This is a genomic window from Streptomyces sp. NPDC002088, from assembly GCF_040296605.1.
GTDB lineage: Bacteria > Actinomycetota > Actinomycetes > Streptomycetales > Streptomycetaceae > Streptomyces.
Map to the genome: position 1 here is coordinate 280950 of NZ_JBEOXO010000009.1, position 21714 is coordinate 302663.

A 21714-nucleotide genomic window follows, 5' to 3' on the forward strand; every position below is an offset into this window, starting at 1 on the left:
TATGCGGCAGGTACGCGCCAGTTGCGTGCGAGTTGCGTACCGGTTCCGGATGCGATGGAGCGGGGTGGCGAGACCATGCGGTCTCTCCACCCCGCTCCACCAGCGGCTCCCGTACCGGGTCTGAGCGCCGTGGGACCGCGGCTCAGTGGGCCACGGCGCGTGCCATGGAACCATGGCGCGGTTGCGACGGAACACCACGAGCGGGTTCCGGCGCGGACCTGGCTCCCGCTCCGGCCTGGCGGCCGGCCGGGGCAGGGTTGCGGCGCGGCTGTGCCACGCCGCTCTGGACGTCCATCACGGCGTGCGCCACGAGGCCGCCCATGGGGTCGTGCCTGATCAGGTCCCGCAGCCGGGAGCGGGACGAACGTCCCTCGTTACCCGGATACAGGTGCTTGCCGAGGCCGACCGCGTGCGCCAGTGCGGCGAGCGCCGCGGTCCGCGGGTCCGGCGGCACGCCGGTGCGGATCGCGGAGTCCAGCCGGGCTCTGATCTCCCGGCTGATGTCGGTGTCCGTCGCCTGGTAGCGAGTCGTCGGCAGCACCCCGCACATCTGACCGGCCACGGCATGCACCATGCCGCACCGCTCCAGATGCGAGAGGTAGGTCTGACGGAGCCCCAGTCGTGGCCCGCCAATCCAGTTGACCGCCCGCACGGGAGCGCCGCGCCTGCGCAGCAACTCCAACGCACAGTCCAAAGTTGGATCTCCAGTCGGCCGTGGTACCACCACGGCGATACGATCCCCGTCTGGGGCTATCCGTCCGGCCAGCGCCAGCTCCACTAGCTGTGCTCCGGCCAGACCGAGGTCGAGCGACTGCGGCTGTGCAGTGGTACCCGTGGTCGGGTCCAGTGCCAGCAGCAGAAGCTCCTCCGGAATTGTTCTGCGGCTCCTGCCCATCCATGCCTCCCCGCGTGGATGAATGACAGGGTGACCCCTCTCACATTGGTCTGTCGAGGGTGCGTGACCGGTTCGTGAGGGAACCGGCAGGTATGTCGTTCTCGTCCTACCGCAGGAGCCAAGCCCTCACACAGGACACTGGTACATGGTTCGGACAGCGTGGTGAGCGGTGTCACGGGCGGGCGGTTCACACGGTTCGGTAGCCGCACGGACGGCGTGCGGCGCATGGAGGAGGCATCGGTGGCGGGCGAGTCCCCCGACAGGTCGAAGCAGCGCGAGTCGTCGACGAAACCGACGTCGGGGAGCGCGGGTGCGGTTCCCGAGGCTCGGGGCGAGGTGCGTGATCCTCGGCTTTCGGTGACGCGGGAGTCGGCGTCCGGCGGGGTCGACACCGCGACGAAGATCTTCTCCGTACGGGAGCTGGCGACGGACGTCGCGGAGACGGCTGACGCCGAGGCGACGGCTGACGCTTCGACGCCGGCTGACGCCTCGGCGAGGGGCGACGAGGCGACCGACGCCGACGAAGCCGGCGACGCGGCGGTCGCGGAGTCGGCGGAGGAGACGGGCGACGAGACGGCCGGCGTCGAGACGGCCGAGGAGGCCGACGTCGAGGCAGTTGCGGAGTCGGCGGAGGACGAGGGCACGGACGCCTCCGGCGACGACGACACGGACGACGGCGGGAACAACACCGACGTGGACGGTGACGCGCGGCTGCGGGCCGCCGTGGCGGCCTGGGTGGGGTCCGCCGGCCAGAAGACGGCCGACGGGAAGGCCGATGAGACGTCGGCCACGGACGCCGAGGACGCGGAAGGTGCCGACGAGGGCCCTGAGAGCCCCGTAGGCGCCCCGAAGGGCACTCCCGAGGGTTCCGAGGTGGCCGCTCCCGTCAGTGAGGCCGAGGGCGCCGACGAGGCCGCTCCGAAGGCCGCCTCCGAGCCTGACTTGGACTTGGACTCGGACGCGAACACGGAGACCAGCTCCGAGCCTGACGCGGACTCGGACGCGAACACGGAGACCAGCTCCGAGCCGGACTCGGACTCGGACGCAGACTCGGACGCGGAGACCGACTCTGGAACCGACTCCGAGCCGGACGCCGGGACTGACTCCGGAACCGACGCCAAATCCGGCCCCGGAACCGACGCCAAGACCGGCCCCGGAACCGACGCCGGGACTGATTCCGGAACCGACGCCGAGTCGGATCCCGAACCCGACTCCGACCCCAATCCCCCCGTAGACCAGCCCACCGCCGTCTTCAAACTCGTACGCCCCGACAAGCCCGCCGTCGACCAGCCCACGACCATGCTGAAGCTGGGCGGCGCCACAAAGCCCCCCACGGCCCCGGCAAAGGCCCCCGCCCAGGCCCCGGCGAAGACCCCGGCGAAGGCCCCCGAGTCCGACCCCGAGCGCACCAGCAAGTTCGTCGCCCTCAGGCCGTTGGACGCCCCGGAGACCCGTAAGCCGAAGCCCGTCGTGCCGGCCCGCGCGGACGAGACCGCGGCGGTGCCGCAGGTCGGGCCGGAGCGGACCACGCAGCAGCCGCTGCCGCCGAAGCCGCCGCTGGATCTGCTGGCCGAGCTGACGAACACTCCGCGGCCCCCGGAGACGGCGCTGCGGACGACCTTCCGCCGGGTGAAGATCTGGACGCCGCTGGTCATCCTGCTGGCGATCGTGTTTGCGATCGTGCAGGCCGTACGCCCGCTGCCCGCGACCGCGCTCACGCTCACCGCCGAGGACTCGTACACCTTCGACGGCGACAAGGTCGACCTGCCCTGGCCGAGCGAGGGCCAGGGCTGGATGGACGTCAACGGCATCGGTTCGATGGGCGACTTCGGCAAGCAGACGCCGGTGGCCATCGGCTCGGTCGCCAAGGCGATGACGGCGTACATCGTGCTCAAGGACCACCCGATGAAGTCGGGTGAGGAGGGCGCGAGCATCACCGTCGACGCCACCGCCGAGAAGGAGGGCGGCTACGACAAGGACGGCGAGTCCACGCTCAACACCGTCAAGGAGGGCGACAAGCTCACCGAGAAGCAGGCCCTGTCGGCCGTCATGATCCCGTCGGCGAACAACATCGCGCGGCTGCTGGCCCGCTGGGACGCGGGCAGTGAGGCGGCGTTCATCAAGAAGATGAACGCCACCGCCAAGGAGCTCGGGATGTCGAACACGACGTACACCGACGCCTCCGGCCTGAAGGAGTCCACCGTCTCCACCGCCGAGGACCAGGTGAAGCTGGGACACGAGCTGGTGAAGATCCAGGCCCTGATGGACATCACCAAGCTGCCGAGCTGGACCGACCCGTCGGGCCAGAAGTGGCGCAACTACAACGCGCTCGTCCCGTACAACAACGCCCTCGGCATCAAGACCGGCACCACCACCAAGGCCGGCGGCAACCTGCTGTTCGCCGCGACCAAGGAGGTCGGCGGCGAAACGGTCACTCTGGTCGGCGCGATCCTCGGCCAGCACACGGCGCCGATCATCGACACCGTCAACGCGGTCAGCAAGACCGCGATGCTCGCCGCGCAGGACGCGATGACCTCGGCGAAGATCCTGAAGAAGGGCGACGTCGTCGGATACGTGGACGACCAGCTCGGCGGTCGGACGCCGGTCGTCGTCAGCAAGGACGTCACGGCGGTCGGCTGGGCCGGGCTGAAGGTGAAGCTGACCTTCGACTCCGGTGACGTACCGCATGCCGCGAAGGCCGGCACCCAGGTGGGCACGCTCACCGTCGGCGACGGCTCGGGCGACGCGGTCGAGGTTCCCGTGGCCCTGCAGACGGACCTGGCCGAACCGGGCTTCACGAGCAAGCTGACACGTCTCGGCTGATCGCGCCCGTCGCGCGCCCCTCAACTCCGTACCAGCGCACCCCGTCGTGTGGCACCCGCCCGGGAGCCCACCGGCGGGGTGCGTGCTAGCGTCACGAAACAGGACAGGTCGCCTGTCGCGGGAACGCCGCCGTGAAGCCGGGGAGAACGGGTCGCGGCCGGGAACAGAAGACGGGACACGGGGAGTGCCTTCAGGTGACCACAGCGGAGCCGACACGCGCCGACGACACCGGTCCGGGAACGGACGGCCGGAGAGCGGACGGCCCGGGAGCGGACGCCGCTCCGGGAACGGACGCCGGCCCGCGAATACCACTGCCTGAACCCAGGACGAGCGACCTCCGCGGCAACGGCGGCAACGGCGGGGGCACCCGGATACGCACCGCCGCCCACGCCCTCCAGCAGCGTCTGCTCCAGCACCCCGTCCTGTCCGTCACCGCCCTCGCCGGCGTCCTGCACATCGTCTGGTTCTTCACGTTCGCGAACAGCGGCGGGGACCTCGCGGCGCAGGACGCGTGGGCCGAGTTCGTCGGCCGTCATCCGGACTCGGCGTACAACCTCGCCTGGTACGGCGGGATGCACGCGGTGTCGTACAGCGTGGTGTCGCCGTATCTGATGTCGGTGCTCGGCGTCCGTACGACGATGATGATCGCCGGGACGTTGTCGGCCGGGCTGCTGACCCTGGTCCTCCTGCGCAGCCGGTCGGTCCGCAACCCCCTGTGGGCCTCGCTGGCCGGTGTCTTCGCTCTCCTCTGCAACGCGGCTTCCGGGCGCGTGACGTTCGGGCTCGGCAACATGTTCGCGCTGGCCGCGGTCGCCGTCGTGTTCTGCTGGCCGTACCGATGGCGCTACAAGCGGTGGGCGAAGGCGCTGTGCGCGGCGCCCCTCGCCGCGCTCGCCACGATGGGCTCGCCGGTGGCGGGGCTCTTCGTGGGCATCGTCGCCGTCGCGCTGTTCCTGCAGAAGCGGCGGCCGGGCGCGTGGGCGCTGGGCCTCGCCCCGACGGCGGTCGTCGCCCTCTCCGCCTGGCTGTTCCCCTTCTCCGGCACCCAGCCGATGTCCTTCGGCTCGGCGTCCCTGCCGCTGCTGTTCTCGGCGATCATCTTCGCCGTCGTTCCGCGCGAGTGGAAGACCGTCCGGATCACGGCCGCGGTGTACGGGCTCGCAGTGCTGCTGGTGTGGCTGATCAGCTCGCAGATCGGCTCCAACATCACCCGTTTGGCGATGCTGTTCGCGGGCGTGACCCTGGTGGCGGCCCTGCCCTTCGCGGTCCCGCGCTCACGCAAGTGGTACGCGATCGTGGTGGCGTTCGTCGGCTTCGTCGGCTGGATCGGCTTCAAGTCGGTCGACGACATCATCCACACGACCCCGGCGGCGTCCTGGGCGCGCGAGCTGGCGCCCCTGGTGAACCAGCTCCAGGAGGTCGGCGCCGAGAAGGGCCGGGTGGAGGTCGTACCGGCCCGCTCCCACCGCGAGGCCTCCGCCCTCGCCCCGTACGTCAACCTGGCCCGCGGCTGGAACCGTCAGGCCGACATGGAGCGCAACCCCCTCTTCTACGACGACACGCTCAACTCCGCGAACTACCACGAGTGGCTCCAGCGGTGGGCCGTGCACTTCGTCGTCGTACCCAAGGACGAGCCCGACGGTGACGGCGGGCAGCGCGAGCGTGAGCTGGTGCAGCGCGGGCTGCCGTATCTGAAGCAGGTCTGGGGCGACGCCAACTGGCAGCTGTTCCAGGTGACCGACCCGGCGCCGCTCGCCGAGCCGAACGCCGTCGTCGACAAGGCCGAGCAGGTCGAGCTGACGATCGAGGTGGAGAAGGCGGGCCGCATCCTCATCCGCATCCCGTACTCGCCGTGGCTGAGCATCGTCGACGCCGACGGCAAGAAGCTCAAGCCGCCGCAGGAGACGGAGGCGTCCAAGCACCGGGCCGAGGACACGCCGAAGACGTACGACAACGTCAACGGCTGCCTGATGGAGACGGAGGAGGACGCGGAGGGCGACAGGTGGACGGCGCTGCTGGCGCCGAAGCCGGGGACGTACCGGTTGGCGGCGCCGTATCAGCTGCCGCGGGGCACTCCGTGTCCGGACGAGTTGAAGTGACCGTGCCGTGGATCGGCGTGGATCGGCGTGGATCGGCGTGATCAACGCAGTTGGTCGACGTACCGGTCCGTGCCCGGCACCGTGGGGATGAAGGGTGCCACCAGCTCCACCGTCCCCAGCCCCGACTCGCTGACCGCCGCGTCGAGGTCGGTGAAGTGGTCCTCCCAGCACTCCCGTGGATCCGTCTCCAGGAACCACAGCAGGGTCAGCCGGGTGTCGACGCCCTCGACCTGCTTGACGTAGGTCATGCGGTCGCCGGGGAGGGGGGTCGGGCGGAAGACGGTCACCATGGCGGCCGGGGAGCCCGCGATCCGCCTGGGCAGGTGGCGGGTGCGGAGCCAGTCCACCAGTTCGGCGCGCCGCTCCGCCGCCCCGGTGTCGACCACCTGCACCACCAGGCCCGCGTAGGGGTGGTCGAGGGCGTGGTAGTTCCTGGGACCGGCCGCTCCGTCGCGGTACACCGTCGTCTCGTGGTCCTGGAACGCCGTGAAGACGTGCGTACGGTCGTGGTAGACGCGGGCGTCCCGGTTGAGACGCTTGTTGATCGCGACGGTCCACTTCATGTGCTCGTCGTAGCGGCCGGAGGTGATCCAGTACGTCGAGAGGTAGCAGCCGGCGGTCACCGGCTGGGCGATCGCCGACTTCTCGGGGTAGCGCAGGAGTTGCAGATCCCGGGTCGCGACCCAGCGGCGGCCGGCGTACATCCAGGGCATGGCCATCGCGCCGGCGTAGTAGTGGTCGTCCTCGTACCAGCGGTTGTAGGCGTATTCGTGGCCCGGGTGCGGCTCGACCATGGTGATCAGGGCGTGGCCGGGGCGGACGCCGTACGGTCCTACGGCGGCCAGTTCGGCGTACGTCTCGCTGCGGGTCTCCTCGCTCATGCTCTTCCCCTTCCTGGGCGGCTCGCCCATACTCTGACGCTCCGTCAGTTAATGCGCCAGGGTCAGGGAGGGCTCTCATGTCACTGCTCGCGGGCAAGACCGTCGTCGTGTCGGGGGTGGGGGCCGGTCTCGGCCATCAGGTCGCCGCCGCCGTGGTACGGGACGGCGGGAACGCGGTCCTCGGGGCGCGCACCGAGGCGAACCTCGCCAAGAGCGCCGCCGAGATCGATCCGGACGGAGCGCACACGGTGTACCGGGCCACCGACATCACCGACGAGGGACAGTGCGAGGCGCTGGCCGAGCTGGCGTCGGAGCGGTTCGGGGGGATCGACGCCGTGGTGCACGTGGCGGCCTGGGACTCCTACTTCGGCGGCCTCGAGGATGCGGACTTCGCGACCTGGCAGTCGGTGCTCGACGTGAACCTGCTGGGCTCGCTGCGGATGACGCGGGCGTGTCTGCCGGGGCTGAAGGCGGGCAGGGGTGGCGGCTCGGTGGTGTTCATCGGGACGCAGTCGGCGGTGGCGGCCCCGTCGCAGGTGCGGCAGGCCGCGTACGCCGCCTCGAAGGGGGCGCTGACGAGCGCGATGTACTCGCTGGCGCGGGAGCTGGGGCCCTACCGAATCCGGGTCAACACCGTACTGCCGGGCTGGATGTGGGGGCCGCCGGTGCAGGCGTACGTGCAGTTCACCGCGCAGACGGAGGGCGTGCCGGAGGGCGAGGTGCTCGCGCGGCTGACCGGGCGGATGGCGCTGCCGGAGCTGGCGTCGGACGGGGACGTGGCAAACGCGGCGGTGTTCCTGGCGTCCGACCGGGCGCGGGCGATCACAGGGCAGTCGCTGCTGGTCAACGCGGGGGAGCTGATGCGCTGAGGGCCCCCTTCCAGCAACGAGAGGTTCACATACATAAATCCAGGTCATCCGAAAGAACGAATTTACTTCCCCTTGACCTACCCCATCCTTGCCGTGCACATGCCCGCGAACCCAGAGTTCACATGCCTGACCCTGGCGACGGACTCTGGAAGGGGGCACATGAACGGTTTCGACTGGGCCGTGCTCGTCGGCTATTTCGGCGTGATGGTCGCGATCGGCATCTGGTCGCACAAGCGCGTGGACAACGTCAGCGACTTCTTCACCGCCGGCGGGAAGATGCCCTGGTGGCTCTCCGGCATCTCGCACCACATGTCGGGCTACAGCGCGGTGATGTTCACCGGGTACGCGGGCATCGCCTACACCTACGGCGTGACGTCCTTCGTGACGTGGTCCTTCCCGATCGCGCTCGGCATCGCCATCGGGTCGAAGCTGTTCGCGCCGCGCATCAACCGGCTGCGGTCGCGGCTGCATGTGGCCTCTCCGCTGGAGTACCTGAAGAACCGTTACAACCTGCCCACGCAGCAGGCGCTGGCCTGGTCCGGCATGCTGCTGAAGATCGTGGACGTGGGCGCGAAGTGGGCGGCGATCGCGACCCTGCTGTCCGTCTTCACCGGGGTGTCGCTGAACCAGGGCATCCTGATCACCGGTGCGATCACGGCCGTGTACTGCACGATCGGCGGCCTGTGGGCGGACGCGCTGACCGAACTGGGGCAGTTCATCATCCAGTTGCTGGCCGGCGTGTCGATGTTCGTCGCGGTGGTGCTGAAGCTGAACGACAAGGGGATCGGGTTCTTCGGCGCCTGGGACGAGCCGGCGCTGCACGGCCACGGCAAGCCGCTGGTCGGCCCGTACGGCACGGTGTTCCTGCTCGCCTTCCTCTTCATCAAGCTCTTCGAGTACAACGGCGGCATGCTCAACCAGGCCCAGCGTTACATGGCCACGGCCGGCCCGCGGGAGGCCGAACGCTCGGCCCGCCTGTCCGCCGTCCTGTGGCTGGTGTGGCCGGTCGTCCTCTTCTTCCCCATGTGGATGTCACCGCTGCTGGTCACCGCGCAGAAGCCGGACGGCTCCGACTCCTACGGCCTGATGACCGAACAGCTGCTGCCACACGGCTTGTTGGGCCTGGTCATCGTCGGCTTCTTCTCGCACACGATGGCCATGTGCTCGTCCGACGCCAACGCGATCGCGGCCGTGTTCACGCGGGACGTGGCGCCGGTGCTGTCGTCGAGGGCACGGGAGTGGGGCGAGCGGTCGGGCCTGATCGCCGCGCGGGTCACGACGGTGGTGTTCCTCGGCCTGTCGATGGCGGTGGCCACACAGGTCAACTCCCCCACCTTCAAGGACATCATCACGGTCGTCATCAAGTGGGTGGCCGGCCTGATGGGACCGATCGCGATCCCGATGATGCTCGGCCTGCTGCGCCCGTTCCGCCGCTCCGGCCCGACGGCCGCGCTCACCAGCTGGGCGATGGGCCTGCTGGCCTTCTGGCTGGTCAACTACCCGATCAGCTGGAACGTCGACGGCGGGGTGCCGTTGCAGTACCAGGTGTCGGTCCCGCTGGTGGTGTCCCTGGTCCTCTACATCCTGATCGGCTTCGTGAAGCCGGAGGACACCCCGGAGCGGCTGGCCATCATCGAGCGGGTCAACTCGGACGGGGACGGTGCGGCGGCCGCGGCACCGGTGCCGGCTCCGGCGAGCGGAGGTGTCGGTACGGCGGTGAAGGACGACGCCGGCCTGTGAGGTCGAGGTGAGATGACAGCCGGGGGCTCAGGCCCCTCGCGGGTACCGCGCCAGCCACCCCGGGGACGCCCCCGCCGGGCCGTGCAGCGCGGGCCCCTGGGTCATCTCCATCGCGAAGTCGTCGGCGAGTTCCAGGATCGTGGGACGGCCCTCCAGCTCGGCCAGCCAGGCCGGGGGGAGGGCCGTTTCGCCGTGCAGGGCACCGAGGATCCCGCCGGCCAGGGCGCCCGCGGACCCGGACGGACCGCCCTGGTTCACGGCAAGGCGCAGCCCGTGCCGGACGTCCTCCCCGACCAGCGCACAGTAGACGGCGACAGCCAGCAGCCCCTCCGCCGTACCGTCGCCCGCCAGCTCCTCCACCCTCCCCGGTGTCGGAATCCCCTGCCGCACCGCGCCCAGCGCATGCTGCAACGCGCTGGAGACCGACTGGTGTCCGGGGCGTGCGGCGAGCAGCGCGAGCGCATGCTGCACGGCCCCGTCGAGGCTCTCGCCCCGGGCGAGCCCGTGCACGATCACGGCGTACGCGCCGGCCGAGAGGCAGGCGGCGGGATGCCCATGGGTCTGCGCCGCGCACTCCACGGCAAGCTGCACGACCAACTGCGGCTCCCAGCCCACCAGCAGCCCGAAGGGCGCCGAACGGGCGGCCGCCTCCGGACCGGACTCGCCGGGGTTCTTGGGCGCCTCCAGTGTGCCCATGGTCTCGTCGCCGAGGCCCAGCAGCAGGGCCCGGGCGGGGTCTCGTCGCGCATACAGCCACTCCTCGCGCGCGAGCCACCCGTCGTCCTTGCGGCGCTCGTCGGGCCCCCAGTCGCGCTGGGTCGCGGCCCAGCGCAGATACGCCCGGTGCAGGTCGGTCGGCGGATGCCAGGCCCCGGTGTCGCGCCGTACCTGCGCCCGTATCAGCCCGTCCACCGTGAACAGCGTGAGCTGCGTGAGATGCGTGACGGCACCGCGCCGCCCGTAGGCAGGCGCCAGATCGACGACGCCCTCCGCCCCGTGGGCCTCCCGGATCCCGTCGATCCCGAGCCCGTCGACCGGCGCCCCCAGCGCGTCCCCGAGGGCCGCGCCGAGCAACGTGCCCCGCACCCGCCCACGAAAGTCCTGCTGCTCGGCACGGCCCCAGACAGCGCCGGTCGTCGCACCCACCAAGACCTCCCGCAGCACCGTCCGTATGTACGACAGCTCAGCACTGTAATCGACCTGGAACGGGCGGATCAGGGGCGGATCGGTATGCGGGGAGTGACCTGAGTGGTCCTTTGCGGTCAGTTTTCGGCTGGAACAGGTGACATGACGGACAGGGCACACATGGCGCGAATGCCGGGGCGTGCAGGGCGCGAATCTGGCTCAATGGCGACGCGAGGCGGCTGCCCCGGACGGGAAGAATCATGAGCATGACCACCCCCACCTCTCACACCCCCACCTCCCGCACCCTCGCCCTCACCGCCACCCTCCTCACCGCCACCGTCGCCCTCTACACCGCCCTGGTCGCCTTCGGGAACATCACCGACTTCGGGACCAACCAGCAGTTCGTACGGCATGTTCTGGCCATGGACACGACGTTCAAGGACGACGACCTGATGTGGCGGGCCGTCACCAGCAAGGGGCTTCAGGACGCGGCGTATGTCGCGATCATCGCGTGGGAGACGGCCGCGGCACTCGTACTCGTCGCCGGGACCTGGTTCTGGGGGCGACGGGACTACGGCCGGGCGCGGCGCTTCTCCACGTACGGGCTGCTGATGCTCATGCTGCTCTTCGGCGCCGGGTTCATCGCGATCGGCGGGGAGTGGTTCGCGATGTGGCAGTCGGAGGACTGGAACGGGCTGGACGCCGCGACCCGCGCCTTCCTGTTCAGCGGGGTCGTGCTGCTCGTCGTCCAGCTGCCGTTGCGTGAGCACGGGCAGGAGACGGACGGCGCTCTCTGACCGGCGCTATGTGACCGGCGCTATGTGACGACGGTCACCTTCGTGCCCGTCGCCCCGAACGCCCACAGCGCCGTGCCGTCGGCCTTCGGCATGCGGATGCCGCCCGTCTGGGTGCCCGAGGCGGGCGGCGGCGAGGAGCCGTCCACGGCGTTGGAGAAGGCGACGTTGACGCCGGACGCGGCGGCGAAGTAGATGATGTGCTCGATCTGGACGCCGTCGGAGCCGGTGGTGGCGTCCTTGCGGACCGAGACGGTGTAGGTACCCGTGGCGGGGCTGACCGTGCCCGGCCAGACCGTGAAGGTGCGGCTCGTGGTGTTGCTCGCGTCGACCAGCCAGACGCGCCGCTGCCCGAGGGAGTAGACGATCCGGCGCCCGGTGCCCGAGCCGTCGGGCACCGCGGCGGTCTTCGTGGGCTTGGGCGTGGGGTGCGCGCTCGCCGACGCCGAGGCGCTCGGGCGGGACGACGCCTTGGCCACGGGGCGCGAACCCTGGTCCGCCTGCATGGCCAGGACGGTGACCACGGCGATCGCCCCGGCCGTCAGGCCGGTGACCCAGGCCCACGAGGGAAGCCGTCGGGCAGGCACGGGCACGCATCTCCTCAGTCTCCGACCCCCGACGCCGGGGGTCGGATCATCGTACTGCGGGCTCTCCGGAGGTCAGTCCAGTACCGGCAGCAGCTCCGGCAGATGCCCGTCCGACGCGCGCGCCGCCCGCTGCCGTTCCTCCGGCACCTCCCCGTACAGGGTGGTGCGCGGCTTCGCCGGCCGGCCGGCCGCCTCCGCCACCGCGATCAGGTCCTTGACCGACTTGTAGGAGCCGTAGGAGGAGCCCGCCATGCGCGAGATCGTCTCCTCCATCAGCGTGCCGCCGAGGTCGTTCGCCCCGGAGCGGAGCATCTCCGCCGCACCCTCCGTGCCCAGCTTCACCCAGCTGGTCTGGATGTTCGGGATGTGCGGGTGCAGCAGCAGCCTCGCCATCGCCGTCACCGCGCGGTTGTCCCGCATGGACGGACCCGGGCGGGCGATTCCGGCCAGGTACACCGGTGCGTTCGTGTGGATGAACGGGAGCGTCACGAACTCCGTGAAACCGCCCGTCCGCTGCTGCATCCCCGCCAGCGTGCGCAGGTGGCCCAGCCAGTGCCGGGGCTGGTCCACATGGCCGTACATCATCGTCGAGGAAGAGCGGATGCCCAGCTCGTGCGCCGTGGACACCACCTCGATCCACGTCGCCGTCGGCAGCTTGCCCTTCGTCAGGACCCAGCGGACCTCGTCGTCGAGGATCTCCGCCGCCGTGCCGGGGATGGAGTCCAGACCGGCTTCCTTCGCCGCGCTCAGCCACTCCCGGATCGACATCCCCGTACGCGTCGCGCCGTTCACCACCTCCATGGGCGAGAAGGCGTGGACGTGCATGCCGGGGACGCGCTCCTTGACCGCCTTCGCGATGTCGAAGTACGCCGTGCCCGGGAGGTCGGGGTGGATGCCACCCTGCATGCAGACCTCCACCGCGCCCACCTCCCACGCCTGCTGCGCGCGGTCCGCGACCTGGTCGAGGGAGAGCGTGTAGGCGTCGGCGTCCGTGCGGCGCTGGGCGAAGGCGCAGAAGCGGCAGCCGGTGTAGCAGACGTTGGTGAAGTTGATGTTCCTCGTCACGATGTACGTGACGTCGTCGCCGACCATCGACTTGCGGACGTCGTCCGCCACCCCGCACAGCGCGTCCAGCGCCGGGCCGTCCGCGTGCAGCAGGGCCAGCGCCTCGTCGTCCGTCAGCTTCGTCGGGTCGTCGGCCGCCGTCGCCAGGGCCGCGCGTACGTCCGTGTCGATGCGCTCCGGTGCCATGCCGGGCGCGGCCGCCTCGCGCAGGGCGCCCCAGTCGCCGTAGACCTCGTCGAAGTCGTCGCGCCGGTCGGACGTACGGCCGTCGGTGTCGATGGTGTGGTGCAGATCCGTACGGCCGGACGCGACGAATGCCTCCTCCGGCTCCTGCCAGGGGTGCCCCTCGACCACCGCGTCCGGCAGGGCGAGGCCCGTCTCCGGGTCCGCCAGCGCCCGTACGTGCGGCAGCAGCCGCGGGTCCAGCCAGGGCTCGCCGCGCCGCACGAACTCCGGGTAGACACAGAGGCGTTCGCGCAGTTCGAAACCGGCCGCCGCGGACTTCTCGGCGAGTTCCTCGATCTGCGGCCAGGGGCGTTCGGGGTTGACGTGGTCGATGGTGAGCGGGGAGACCCCGCCCCAGTCGTCGATGCCGGCGCCGATGAGCCGCTCGTACTCCGAGTCGACGAGGTTCGGCGGGGCCTGGAGGCAGGCGGACGGGCCCATGATGTGGCGGGCGACGGCCACCGTGGCGATGAGTTCGTCCAGTTCCGCGTCCGGCATGCCGCGCATCGCCGTGTCCGGCTTGGCGCGGAAGTTCTGGATGATCAGTTCCTGGATGCCGTGGTAGGCCCGCGAGATCCTGCGGAGCGCGAACAGGGACTCCGCGCGCTCCTCGTACGTCTCGCCGATCCCGATCAGGAGCCCTGACGTGAAGGGGACGGAGGAGCGGCCCGCATCTTCCAGGACGCGCAGCCGGACGGCCGGTTCCTTGTCCGGGGAGCCGTGGTGCGGGCCGCCGGGCTCGGACCACAGGCGGGTCGCGGTGGTCTCCAGCATCATGCCCATGCTGGGCGCGACGGGCTTGAGGCGCTGGAAGTCGGTCCAGGTCATGACGCCCGGGTTGAGGTGCGGGAGCAGGCCCGTCTCCTCCAGGATGCGGATCGAGATCGCCCGGACGTACGCGATGGTGTCGTCGTAGCCGTGCGCGTCGAGCCACTCGCGCGCCTCCGGCCAGCGGTCCTCGGGCTTGTCGCCGAGGGTGATGAGGGCTTCCTTGCAGCCGAGGGCGGCGCCGCGACGGGCCACGTCGAGCACCTCGTCGGGCGACATGAACATTCCGTGGCCGGCGCGGCGCAGCTTGCCGGGGACGGTGACGAAGGTGCAGTAGTGGCACTTGTCCCGGCACAGCCGGGTGAGGGGGATGAAGACGCTCTTCGAGTAGGTGATGACGCCGGCCCGGCCGGCCGCTTCGAGGCCCGCGTCCCGCACCCGGGCGGCGGACGCGGCGAGGTCCTCGAGGGCCTCGCCGCGGGCCTGGAGCAGCACCGCCGCCTCGCCGACATCGAGGGCGACGCCGTCCCGGGCCCGTTTGAGGGCGCGACGCATGGAGTTCTCGGTGGGGCCGGTGGGGCCGGTTCCGGAGGTCGCGGGAGTCGTCATCCTTCGAGCATACGATCGCGTTGATCAGGCCGGACAAGCGATGCCCGAATCGCCGCCGGCCGCCGATCGTTACACGGTGTCACTTGAAGCGCGGGTTCCGGCCACGTGGTCCGCGTACCCGTCGAGCAGCCGCAGCACCTCCGCCTCCCCGGCCGACGGCAGCTGCACCACGACCTCCTCGATGCCGAGTTCGGCGTAGTGCGCGAGCTTGCCCGGGCTGGGGTGGACGGCGTACGGCACGACCTGGAGCGCGGCCGGGTCGCGGCCCGCGTCGGCCCAGGCGGCGCGCAGCAGCGGGAGATTCTCGGTCAGGCCGCGGCCGCCGATCGGCAGCCAGCCGTCGGCGAACTCGCTGATGTGCGCGAACAGCTTCGGCCCGGCCGCCCCGCCGACGAGCGTGCGGGGCCCGACGACCGGCCCGCGCGGCTTCTGTACCGGCTTGGGGTGGGCGTGGCTGGCCCGCACACTCCCGAACTGTCCTTCGTAGGCCGTCGGTTCCTCCGCCCACAGCGCCCGCATCAGCGCCATCCGGTCCCGCACCAGCTCGCGACGCGTCCGCCACTCCACTCCATGGTCGGCGGCCTCCTCGACGTTCCAGCCGTAGCCGAGGCCGAGGGTGAGGCGCCCGCCGGAGAGGTGGTCGACGGTCGCGATCTGCTTGGCGAGATCGATCGGGTCGTGCTGGGCGACGAGCGTGATACCCGTGCCCAGCCCCAGGCGCTCGGTGACGGCGGCCGCCTGCCCGAGCGCGACGAAGGCGTCGAGGGTACGGCCGTACTCGCGGGGCAGCTCGCCGCCCGCCGGGTACGGGGTGACCCGCTCGACCGGGATGTGCGTGTGCTCGGGCAGATAGAGCCCGGCGAACCCGCGCTGCTCCAGCTCACGGGCGAGCCGGGTGGGGGTGATGGTCTCGTCGGTGAGGAAGATCGTGACGGCGATACGCATGTCCGAATCTCTACCCCGCCCCGGCCCGAATGTCCATACCGACCGGTCGGGATCATGCCGTGTCACTCACGACACCTTGGGAGCAGCAGCATGTGCGAGGACAGCCACAGCCAAACCGCCGGAATCGGAAGACGCGCCCTGTTCGTGACGGGCGCGGCCGCCGCGCTTACGTTGGGAAGCGTGAGCTTCGCTTCAGCGGACGGCCAGGACCAGGAGACGAGGACGGTGCGCGGCACGCTGCCCACCGGCTCCCCCGACTTCGTGTACGTCCCCCTCGAAGTCCCCTCCGGGGTACGGGAGCTCAGGGTCGCGTACACCTACGACAGGCCGTCCGTGCCGGCCGGCACCGCGGGCAACGCCCTCGACATCGGCGTCTTCGACGAGCACGGCACCGAGCTCGGCGGCCGGGGCTTCCGGGGCTGGTCGGGCGGCGCGCGCACGGAGTTCTTCATCCGGGCGGACGACGCGACGCCGGGCTACCTGCCGGGGCCGGTCCGCGAGGGCACCTGGCACCTCGCGCTCGGCCCCTACACGGTGGCGCCGCAGGGCCTGTCGTACGAGATCACGGTCACGCTGACGTACGGGGAGCCGGGCGCGACGCCGGAGCCGGTGTATCCGCCCGCGCGTGCCGAGGGGCGGGGCCGGGCCTGGTACCGGGGCGACTGCCATCTGCACTCCTGGCACTCCGACGGCCGCCGCACCCCCGCGGAGATCGCGGCGCTGGCGCGGGCGGCGGGCCTGGACTTCATCAACTCCTCGGAGCACAACACGCACGCGGCGCACGCGCACTGGGCGGCCGTGGCCGGCGACGACCTGCTGGTCATGGTGGGGGAAGAGGTCACGACGAGGAACGGCCACGTGCTGGCCCTCGGCACGGAGCCCGGCACCTTCGTCGACTGGCGCTACCGGGCCCGCGACAACCGCTTCGGCCGGTTCGCCCGCCAGATCCGCCGCGACGGTGGCCTGGTCGTCCCCGCCCACCCGCACGCCACCTGCATCGGCTGCAGCTGGAAGTTCGGCTTCGGTGAAGCGGACGCGGTCGAGGTGTGGAACGGCCCGTACACGCCGGACGACGAGGTGGCGCTCGCGGACTGGGACGGGATGCTGGTCGCGTCGGTGCGGTCGGGCGGCCGGGACTGGATCCCGGCGATGGGCAACAGCGACGCGCACCGGGACCCGGACGTGGTGGGCCTCCCCCAGACGGTGGTCCTGGCCGACGACCTGACCCGCGAGGCCGTCCAGGAGGGCATCCGCGCGGGCCGCTCCTACGTCGCCGAGTCGAGCAAGCTGTCCCTGTCCTTCACGGCGACCGGCTCCCGCGGCGAACACGCGGGCATCGGCGAGCGCCTGGAGGTGTCCGGCGACACCCCGGTCACGGTCCGGCTCGAAGTGACGGGTGCCCCGCGCTGCACGGTCCGCTTCGTCACCGACCAGGGGGTGCTGTTCACCAGCGCCCCGCTGCCGGTGTCCGGCGCCGGGACGGTCGAGTGGCGTACGACGCCGTCGTACGCGGCGTACGTCCGTGCGGAGCTGCGGCACGAGACGGCGGCGGGGCCGCTGCCGGGGGCGCTGGCGGCGTTCACCAACCCGGTCTTCCTGGGGCGTCAGTGAGGTGACGGACCGGGCGGGTCGGCGACGAGGTCGGCGACGACCGCCGCGTGGTCGGAGGGCCACACCCCGTCGACCGGCCCGTCACCGGCGCGCCGTATCGCCCGCACGTCTCCCAGGCCGCCGGGGCCGGTTCCCACGTGGATGTAGTCGATCCGCACGGCCGGGCTCCGGCCGACGTAGGGGTTCGCCGGGTCCCAGGTGGCGGAGGGGGCCGCCGGATCGGCGTACTCCCAGGCGTCGAGGAGGACCTGGCCGGGCACGACGGGTGCTGTCTTGTATCCCCCGAACAGCCGTACCTCGTCGGAGTCGGGCCAGGCGTTGAAGTCGCCCGTGACGACGGGGGGAAAGTCGGTGCCGCCCCGGTGCGCGGCGACGAATTCCGCGAGGGCGGTGACCTGTTCACGGCGTACGGCCGAGGCGTGGATGGCCGAGGTCAGGTGGGTGGTGAAGAAGGGGATGGGGTGGGTGGGCGCGGCGAGGCGGGTGTAGAGGGCGAGCCGTCCGTCGTCCAGTTCCTCGGGGACGGGCAGCCGCAGCACGTCCTGCTCGACGACCGGCCAGCGGCTCAGCACGGCGTTGCCGACGTCGACCGTCGCATCCCCTATCCGCCGCTGCCACCGGTCCGACGCGTCGGAAGCGGCCCAGGTCCAGTGCATCCCGAGCTCGGCCGCCAGCCACTCCGCGAGGTTCTCACCGCCGCACTCCCACACCTCCTGCAACCCGACGACATCGGGCCGCAGCTCCCGCAGTGTGGCCAGGATCGCCTTCTGCCGCGTCTCCCAGGGCCCGAACCGCCACCACAGGTTCCAGGTCACGACTCGCATCCGCAGCCACCTGCTTTCCTCGCGCGCCATCAGGGACCATTGAAGCAACTCCCTTGTGTCACGCACCAGACAGGAGCCCCACGGACGATGTCCCGCCTCGCCGACCTCAGATTCCGCACCGCCACCACGTTCCAGCGCCACATCGGCAACCCGGTCCTGCGCCGCCTCCCCCTCCAGACCGTCCTGGAGACCACGGGCCGCGTCTCCGGCCTGCCCCGTCAGACCCCGGTCGGCGGCCGCCGCGTCGGCGACTCCTTCTGGCTGGTCTCGGAGTTCGGGGAGCGATCGCAGTACGTCCGCAACATCAAGGCGAACCCGCGGGTGCGGGTCCGCATCCGGGGCCGCTGGCACGAGGGCACGGCCCACCTCCTGCCCGACGACGACCCGGTGGCCCGCCTGCGCAGCCTGCCTCGCATGAACAGCGCGGCGGTACGGGTGCTGGGGACGGGGTTGCTGACGGTGCGGGTGGATCTGCGGGGGTGAGGGTGCTCCCGCCCGGCTCAGGGGCGCCTTGAACCTGTGCCGGTGGCCCGGGGTGTGCCGTCGGCGAGTGTGACACATTCCCGAAAAGTGTCACAGTGCGCGGACGGGTACCGCGGTGACAGCCGTCGACCTGGTTTTGTCGCTACCCCGGCCACACGATTGCCTGCACCTCGCTGTACGCGTGCAGCGCGTACGAGCCGACGTCCCGTCCGACCCCGCTCCTCTTGAACCCCCCGAACGGCGCCTCCATGTTCCGCCCGACGGTGTTCACGCCCACCCCGCCGGCTTGCAGACGCCGTGCCACGCGGAAGGCACGAGCCACGTCTGCCGACCAGACGTAGTCGATCAGGCCGTAGTCGGAGTCGTTGGCGAGGGCCACGCCCTCGTCCTCCTCGTCGAAGGGGATGACGACGATCACCGGGCCGAAGATTTCCTCCCGGGCGACGCGCATGTCGTTCGTGCAGTCGGCCAGCAGGGTCGGCGAGACGTAGAAACCCCGGTCGAGCGCCGGGCGTTCGCCGCCGACGACCACCGTGGCGCCCTCCTTGCGGGCCAGTTCGACGTACGACTCCACCCGCGCCCGGTGCTCCGCCGAGATCACCGGTCCCACGACCGTCTCCGGCGCCCGGGGATCTCCGACCCTCAACCGCCCGGCGTACACACCGAGTTGCTCGACAAGACGGTCGTACAGTCCCCGCTGCACCAGCACCCGCGTCGGGGCCGTGCAGATCTGCCCGCTGTAGAAGGAGAAGGTGGTGCCGATCCCGGCCACCGCCGACCCCACGTCCGCGTCGTCGAAGACGACCGCCGCGCCCTTGCCGCCCAGCTCCATCAGCTGGCGCTTCATGGACCGCCCGCACACCTCGGCGATGCGCTGCCCCACCGCCGTGGACCCGGTGAAGCTCACCATGTCGACGTCGTCGCAGTCCACGGCCGCCTCGCCGACCTCCACCGACCGCCCGGAGACCACGTTCACCACACCGGGCGGCAGGCCCGCCGCCGCCAGCGCCTCGGCCATCCGGTAGACGGACAGGGGGTCCTGCGGGGCCGGTTTCACGACCACCGTGTTGCCCATCGCGAGCGCCGGGGCAATCTTGCCGGCCGGGTTCGCCCACGGGTTGTTGTACGACGTGATGCAGGTGACGACCCCGACCGGCTGGCGCACGGCCAGCGCGCCCATCACACCGGCCTTCCCCATCGGCCCGGCCTCGTTGATCTGCGGCGGGATCGCCCACTCGGCGGGCTCCACGCGCGCGTACCGCCGGAACCGGGCCACGCCCACCCCGACCTGCATCGCCCGCGCGGTCCCCGTGGTGGCACCGGTCTCCGCCTGCGCCAGTTCGGCGTACGGCACGAAGTGACTGCCGATGATCTCCGCCGCCCGGCCGAGCACCGCCGCCCGCTCCTCCGCCGGCCTACGCGACCACGGACCGAAGGCCTCTCGGGCCGCGGCGCACGCCGCATGCACCTGATCCCGCGAGGCCTCCGGCGCCCACCCGACGGGCTCCTCGGTCGCCGGATCGGTCACCTCGTAGTGGCCGCCGTCCGGCTCGACCCACGCACCACCGATGAACAGCTTCCCGCCGGCTGCCGCCGGGTGTCCTCCGCCGGACACCGTCGCCCCGTCCATCACCTGGTGCTCACCGTCCTCGTGTCCCGCCCGGACCGCAGCACCTTCCCCGGTACGGCGCCCGTCACCACGTCGTCCCGGATCGTCGCCGCCCCGTTGACCCAGACCGCCCGCACTCCGATCGCCCTGGAGTCCAGCCGCGGGCTGTCTCCCGGCAGGTCGTGCACCAGGGTGGCCTTGCCCGCATCGATCCGCTCCGGGTCGAAGAGGACCAGGTCCGCATGCCAGCCCTCCCGGATCCGGCCCCGTTCGCGCAGGCCGAACAGCCGTGCCGGATCGTCGGTCAGCATCTTCACCGCCTGCTCCAGGCCGACCAGTTTCCGGCCGCGCAGGCAGTCCCCGAGGAAGCGGGTGGTGTACGGGGCTCCGCACATACGGTCCAGGTGCGCGCCCGCGTCGGAGCCGCCGAGCAGGACGTCCTCGTGCTGCCAGGTCTCGGCCCGCAGGGACCAGGACGCGGGGTCGTTGTCGGTGGGCATGGGCCACAGGACCGTACGGAGGCCGTCGGCGGCGCAGATCTCCACCAGGCAGGTGAAGGGGTCCTGGCCGCGTTCCGCCGCGATGTCCCGGACGACCCGGCCGGTGAGGCCCTCGTTCGCCGCGCTGTACGTGTCGCCGATGACGTACCGCCCGAAGTTCACCAGCCGCCGGAAGACGCCCGCCTCCTTGGAGTTGGCGTGCCGGAGCATCTCGGCCCGCACCCCCGGCTCCCGCAGCCGGGCGATCCGCTCCGGCACGGGCAGGCTCAGGATCGGGCCCCACCCCGGGATCAGGTTCAGCGCGCAGAAGGTGCCCAGCGACATGTTCATCGGCGTGAGGATCGGCATGGTCAGGGCCACCACCCGGCCGCCCGCCTTCCGGGCCCGCTCACTCGCCGACAGCTGCCTCGGCACCCGCTCGGGCACGGCCGCGTCGACCGTCAGGACGTTCCAGTTCAGGGGGCGTCCGGCCGCCGCGCTCAGCTCCACGAACAGGTCGATCTCGGCGTCGCTGAACTGGTCCAGGCAGCCGGCGACGATCGCCTCGATCTGGGTGCCCTCGTGCTCGCCGACGGCCCGGGACAGGGCCAGCAACTCGTCCGGGCGCGCGTGGCGGGAGGCCACCGGCTGTCCGTCGCCGTCGGAGTGGGTCGTCGACTGGGTGGTGGAGAAGCCCCAGGCGCCGGCCTCCATCGCCTCGTGGAAGAGGCGGAGCATCGCGTCGAGCTGCTCTTGCGTCGGTTGCCCCCCGACCGCCTCCGGGCCCATCACGTACCGCCTCAGCGCGCAGTGCCCCACCATGAAGCCCGCGTTGACGGCGATCCGGCCCTCGAGCGCGTCCAGGTACTCCCCGAAGGAGTTCCAGCTCCAGGGCGCCCCCTCCTCCAGCGCCACCAGGGACATGCCCTCCACCTTGGACATCATCCGACGGGTGTAGTCGGCGTCCTCGGGGCGGCCCGGGTTGAGGGGCGCGAGGGTGAAGCCGCAGTTGCCGGCCGCGACCGTGGTCACCCCGTGGTTGAGGGACGGGGTCGCGTACGGGTCCCAGAACAGCTGGGCGTCGTAGTGCGTGTGCGGGTCGACGAAGCCGGGGGCCAGGACCAGGCCGGACGCGTCCTCCTCCGTCCTGGCCCCCTCGGTCACCGACCCGATGACGGCGATACGGCCGTCCCGCAGACCCACGTCCGCGGTGTACGCCGGCGCGCCCGTCCCGTCGACGACGGTCGCGCCCTTGATCAGGTGGTCGAGCATGACCGAGTACC

General features: G+C 71.3%; 16 protein-coding genes. 7 read left to right on the forward strand and 9 right to left on the reverse strand.

What is annotated here, in order from left to right; all coding sequences use genetic code 11:
- Window positions 1-142: 142 nt before the first annotated feature.
- Window positions 143-895: a GOLPH3/VPS74 family protein gene (locus ABT114_RS21810; protein WP_351144460.1), complete on the reverse strand. Its 753-nt coding sequence runs from the start codon at window positions 893-895 to the stop codon at window positions 143-145.
- Between the two features lie 225 nt (window positions 896-1120).
- Between ABT114_RS21810 and ABT114_RS21815 the strand changes: the two genes are divergently transcribed.
- Both ABT114_RS21815 and ABT114_RS21820 read left to right on the forward strand, forming a co-directional pair.
- The gene (locus tag ABT114_RS21815) at window positions 1121-3718 is read left to right on the forward strand and encodes a D-alanyl-D-alanine carboxypeptidase (protein ID WP_351144461.1); all 2598 of its coding nucleotides are present in this window, start codon (window positions 1121-1123) and stop codon (window positions 3716-3718) included.
- 194 nt (window positions 3719-3912) lie between these two features.
- Entirely contained in the window at window positions 3913-5817 is a 1905-nt protein-coding gene (locus ABT114_RS21820) for a DUF8823 domain-containing protein (protein WP_351144462.1), read from the forward strand.
- A gap of 41 nt (window positions 5818-5858) precedes the next feature.
- Here the strand turns inward: ABT114_RS21820 and ABT114_RS21825 are convergent, their stop codons facing one another.
- Window positions 5859-6698, reverse strand: coding sequence for a hypothetical protein (locus ABT114_RS21825; RefSeq protein ID WP_351144463.1), 840 nt, complete (start codon window positions 6696-6698; stop codon window positions 5859-5861).
- A 77-nt stretch (window positions 6699-6775) separates the two neighbouring features.
- Between ABT114_RS21825 and ABT114_RS21830 the strand changes: the two genes are divergently transcribed.
- Both ABT114_RS21830 and ABT114_RS21835 read left to right on the forward strand, forming a co-directional pair.
- The gene (locus ABT114_RS21830) at window positions 6776-7567 is read left to right on the forward strand and encodes an SDR family oxidoreductase (RefSeq protein WP_351144464.1); all 792 of its coding nucleotides are present in this window, start codon (window positions 6776-6778) and stop codon (window positions 7565-7567) included.
- 159 nt (window positions 7568-7726) lie between these two features.
- Window positions 7727-9307, forward strand: coding sequence for a sodium:solute symporter family protein (locus ABT114_RS21835; RefSeq protein WP_351144465.1), 1581 nt, complete (start codon window positions 7727-7729; stop codon window positions 9305-9307).
- A gap of 27 nt (window positions 9308-9334) precedes the next feature.
- On the opposite strand, the gene ABT114_RS21840 is transcribed toward ABT114_RS21835, so the two are convergent.
- The gene (locus ABT114_RS21840; RefSeq protein ID WP_351144466.1) at window positions 9335-10453 is read right to left on the reverse strand and encodes an ADP-ribosylglycohydrolase family protein; all 1119 of its coding nucleotides are present in this window, start codon (window positions 10451-10453) and stop codon (window positions 9335-9337) included.
- 245 nt (window positions 10454-10698) lie between these two features.
- On the opposite strand from ABT114_RS21840, the gene ABT114_RS21845 reads away from it, so the two are divergent.
- Entirely contained in the window at window positions 10699-11229 is a 531-nt protein-coding gene (locus tag ABT114_RS21845; RefSeq protein ID WP_351144467.1) for a DUF2165 domain-containing protein, read from the forward strand.
- Between the two features lie 20 nt (window positions 11230-11249).
- Here the strand turns inward: ABT114_RS21845 and ABT114_RS21850 are convergent, their stop codons facing one another.
- The 3 genes from ABT114_RS21850 to ABT114_RS21860 all read right to left on the reverse strand — a co-directional run bounded on the left by ABT114_RS21850 (window position 11250) and on the right by ABT114_RS21860 (window position 15425).
- Window positions 11250-11819 (reverse strand): hypothetical protein, encoded by a 570-nt coding sequence (locus ABT114_RS21850; RefSeq protein ID WP_502988357.1) that lies wholly within the window; start codon window positions 11817-11819, stop codon window positions 11250-11252.
- Window positions 11820-11885: 66 nt separating this feature from the next.
- The gene (locus ABT114_RS21855) at window positions 11886-14480 is read right to left on the reverse strand and encodes a bifunctional FO biosynthesis protein CofGH (RefSeq protein WP_351144469.1); all 2595 of its coding nucleotides are present in this window, start codon (window positions 14478-14480) and stop codon (window positions 11886-11888) included.
- Window positions 14481-14549: 69 nt separating this feature from the next.
- Window positions 14550-15425, reverse strand: a complete 876-nt coding sequence (locus tag ABT114_RS21860) for an LLM class F420-dependent oxidoreductase (protein WP_351144470.1) — start codon at window positions 15423-15425, stop codon at window positions 14550-14552.
- A gap of 90 nt (window positions 15426-15515) precedes the next feature.
- Between ABT114_RS21860 and ABT114_RS21865 the strand changes: the two genes are divergently transcribed.
- Complete coding sequence (locus ABT114_RS21865; RefSeq protein ID WP_351144471.1) at window positions 15516-17036, forward strand: CehA/McbA family metallohydrolase; 1521 nt, start codon at window positions 15516-15518, stop codon at window positions 17034-17036.
- Here ABT114_RS21865 and ABT114_RS21870 read toward each other — a convergent pair.
- Window positions 17030-17860 (reverse strand): endonuclease/exonuclease/phosphatase family protein, encoded by an 831-nt coding sequence (locus ABT114_RS21870; protein WP_351144472.1) that lies wholly within the window; start codon window positions 17858-17860, stop codon window positions 17030-17032. The genes ABT114_RS21865 and ABT114_RS21870 overlap by 7 nt on opposite strands.
- Window positions 17861-17947: 87 nt before the next feature.
- Here ABT114_RS21870 and ABT114_RS21875 point away from each other — a divergent pair, with 87 nt between their 5' ends.
- The gene (locus tag ABT114_RS21875; RefSeq protein ID WP_351144473.1) at window positions 17948-18343 is read left to right on the forward strand and encodes a nitroreductase family deazaflavin-dependent oxidoreductase; all 396 of its coding nucleotides are present in this window, start codon (window positions 17948-17950) and stop codon (window positions 18341-18343) included.
- A 142-nt stretch (window positions 18344-18485) separates the two neighbouring features.
- On the opposite strand, the gene ABT114_RS21880 is transcribed toward ABT114_RS21875, so the two are convergent.
- A complete protein-coding gene (locus tag ABT114_RS21880) occupies window positions 18486-19973 on the reverse strand; it encodes an aldehyde dehydrogenase family protein (RefSeq protein WP_351144474.1) in 1488 nt (495 codons plus the stop codon).
- Entirely contained in the window at window positions 19973-21703 is a 1731-nt protein-coding gene (locus ABT114_RS21885; RefSeq protein WP_351144475.1) for an N-acyl-D-amino-acid deacylase family protein, read from the reverse strand. The genes ABT114_RS21880 and ABT114_RS21885 overlap by 1 nt, the downstream gene beginning before the upstream one ends.
- Window positions 21704-21714 lie beyond the last annotated feature (11 nt).

What these genes read in the sequence shown, in the direction of transcription:
- ABT114_RS21855 (WP_351144469.1), bottom strand. Translation starts at nt 14,480, where the DNA reads ATGACGACTCCCGCGACCTCCGGAACCGGCCCCACCGGCCCCACCGAG.
- ABT114_RS21860 (WP_351144470.1), bottom strand. Translation starts at nt 15,425, where the DNA reads ATGCGTATCGCCGTCACGATCTTCCTCACCGACGAGACCATCACCCCC.
- ABT114_RS21875 (WP_351144473.1), top strand. Translation starts at nt 17,948, where the DNA reads ATGTCCCGCCTCGCCGACCTCAGATTCCGCACCGCCACCACGTTCCAG.
- ABT114_RS21825 (WP_351144463.1), bottom strand. Translation starts at nt 6,698, where the DNA reads ATGAGCGAGGAGACCCGCAGCGAGACGTACGCCGAACTGGCCGCCGTA.
- ABT114_RS21815 (WP_351144461.1), top strand. Translation starts at nt 1,121, where the DNA reads ATGGAGGAGGCATCGGTGGCGGGCGAGTCCCCCGACAGGTCGAAGCAG.
- ABT114_RS21810 (WP_351144460.1), bottom strand. Translation starts at nt 895, where the DNA reads ATGGGCAGGAGCCGCAGAACAATTCCGGAGGAGCTTCTGCTGCTGGCA.
- ABT114_RS21835 (WP_351144465.1), top strand. Translation starts at nt 7,727, where the DNA reads ATGAACGGTTTCGACTGGGCCGTGCTCGTCGGCTATTTCGGCGTGATG.
- ABT114_RS21870 (WP_351144472.1), bottom strand. Translation starts at nt 17,860, where the DNA reads ATGCGAGTCGTGACCTGGAACCTGTGGTGGCGGTTCGGGCCCTGGGAG.
- ABT114_RS21865 (WP_351144471.1), top strand. Translation starts at nt 15,516, where the DNA reads ATGTGCGAGGACAGCCACAGCCAAACCGCCGGAATCGGAAGACGCGCC.
- ABT114_RS21845 (WP_351144467.1), top strand. Translation starts at nt 10,699, where the DNA reads ATGACCACCCCCACCTCTCACACCCCCACCTCCCGCACCCTCGCCCTC.
- ABT114_RS21885 (WP_351144475.1), bottom strand. Translation starts at nt 21,703, where the DNA reads ATGCTCGACCACCTGATCAAGGGCGCGACCGTCGTCGACGGGACGGGC.
- ABT114_RS21880 (WP_351144474.1), bottom strand. Translation starts at nt 19,973, where the DNA reads ATGGACGGGGCGACGGTGTCCGGCGGAGGACACCCGGCGGCAGCCGGC.
- ABT114_RS21830 (WP_351144464.1), top strand. Translation starts at nt 6,776, where the DNA reads ATGTCACTGCTCGCGGGCAAGACCGTCGTCGTGTCGGGGGTGGGGGCC.